Origin of the sequence: Vulcanococcus limneticus LL (genome assembly GCF_002252705.1) — a bacterium.
GTDB lineage: Bacteria > Cyanobacteriota > Cyanobacteriia > PCC-6307 > Cyanobiaceae > Vulcanococcus > Vulcanococcus limneticus.
Genome location: NZ_NQLA01000120.1, coordinates 1 through 1,862 on the forward strand (window position 1 = coordinate 1; position 1,862 = coordinate 1,862).

The 1,862-nt window shown below is 66.3% G+C and carries 2 protein-coding genes; one reads left to right on the plus strand and one right to left on the minus strand.

Annotation, left to right across the window (positions count from 1 at the left end):
* Positions 1-198 precede the first annotated feature (198 nt).
* Positions 199-678 carry a hypothetical protein gene (locus CJZ98_RS18630; RefSeq protein WP_157911092.1) on the minus strand — a complete coding sequence of 160 codons (480 nt, stop codon included), beginning with the start codon at positions 676-678 and terminating at the stop codon, positions 199-201.
* A 212-nt stretch (positions 679-890) separates the two neighbouring features.
* Here CJZ98_RS18630 and CJZ98_RS17610 point away from each other — a divergent pair, with 212 nt between their 5' ends.
* Complete coding sequence (locus CJZ98_RS17610) at positions 891-1,622, plus strand: RAD52 family DNA repair protein (protein WP_232756599.1); 732 nt, start codon at positions 891-893, stop codon at positions 1,620-1,622.
* Positions 1,623-1,862 lie beyond the last annotated feature (240 nt).

A 1,862-nucleotide genomic window follows, 5' to 3' on the forward strand; every position in this document is an offset into this window, starting at 1 on the left:
TGTGTGCCTGGTGCGTTTCATGGTCGAGTCCCCGGCCCAGTCTGGCCGGATGAGGACTCTCATTCACCCTGGACCGGTTTCCGGGGTCCACGTCAATGCTTCTGGAGCCGCACCGGAGATGCTGGGACGCCCGGGGCTGAAGGCTGTTGCCATGACGCCATCGGCCGCACCGTGATCACGCCAACAGACCCTATCCTCCTATGCGCTTGCAAGCATGTTTTTATGTATGGGTTGCCACCGTTTCACCAGGGCCTGGCTAGAGAGAGGGAGGCTCAGAGGTGATCGATGGCCGAATACGGCTCCGTGGGCCACCGCCACCATCAGGTCCTGATCGTCGGTGGTGGATCGGGCGGCATCACCGTGGCCAGTCAGCTCCTGCTGGCGCGCCCCGGCCTCGATGTGGCGATCCTGGAACCCTCCTGCGTTCACGAGTACCAGTCGGGCTGGATCCTGGCCGGCGCCGGTCTGCTCCCCTACGAAGCAACCCACCGCCCTGAGGCCGCTGTAATCCCGGCGGGTGCCGTCTGGATCCAGGGCAGCGCGGCAAGCTTCGAGCCGGAGGCCCACCGGGTGATCACCGCAGCCGGTGAATCCCTCGGCTACGACGTGCTCGTGGTGGCCATGGGCCTCCAGCTCAACTGGAGCGCCATCAAGGGCCTGCCGGAGGGCCTCGGCCACCACGGCATCGTCAGCAACTATTCCCACGCCCACATCGCCGCCACCTGGGAGACGATCCGCGGCTTCCAGGGGGGAACCGCCCTGTTCACCCATCCGGCCACGCCGATCAAGTGCGGTGGTGCCCCCCAGAAGGTGATGTATCTGGCCGACGACATCTTTCAGGCCACCAGCGGCGTGGGGGTGAACACCAGGGCCGCGGGAAGGTGGCTTATGTGGAAGGTTGGGTCGCTATCGCGGAGGCCAATCGGATCTTTGGCTTTGACGGCTGGCAGCGGCAGACCATCGCCATGCGCTGCGTCGCCCAGTCAGAACGCACGATCGGTGCCAGAGGCACGAGCAGGGACCAGAAGCCCGGCTGGGGCGTCACCTACACCGCCCGCGTGCGCGTCACCGTCACTGCCGGGGGCAGGCCTCCTTTGATCCGGGAGGGTAGCGGCGCCGGTCACGGCATCGACGTCGACCTGGGCCAGGCCCATGAGTCCGCCCTCAAGGAAGCGGAGACCGACGCCATGAAGCGGGCGCTGATGACCTTTGGCAATCCGTTTGGGCTCGCGCTTTACGACAAGCAGCAGCGGCAGGTGAGCAACTCACCTGGCCAGGGGGAGGGGCCGCAGCGGTCAGCAGAGCAGCGGCCCCCGGTCAGTCGGCCGGCGCCCAGCACTCCTCCTGCCTCCGCAGTTACCCCATCTCAACCCGGTACCGCCCCGGAGGATCCCGGCCTGGCGGCGCTCAATCCCGAAACGATCCAGCACCTTCACGGCACTCTGCGGGCTCTGCCCCGGCCGCTGCTGGAGAGCCTCACCCGGGCGTTCCGCAAGCGCTTCCAGGTGCCCGAGGCAGCTGTCACCATCGCCGATCGGATCAGCCAGAAGTGTCACCACGACTGGATTGAGGCCTTTCTGGTGTCGCACCGCGAGGTGCGCTCAGCAGAACAGCACCGATAGATGCGCTGAGCAAAGCAGCACCAGGGCGGCACCACCTCAACCCCTGGCGTCGAACCGCCTCCCCTGCTAGTACAGGTGTACGCGTGCAAGAGTCGTCATGGCGCCAGTCCCGCTTTCCCGCCTCGAGCTCTCCCGAGCGGAGGCAGGGCTGATTCAAAGTGTGTCACAGGTGCTCTGGCCTGAGCTGCCAGCATGGGGTTTGGTCGGTGGTATCGCCTCCTCCCTGTGCCCGAAATCGCC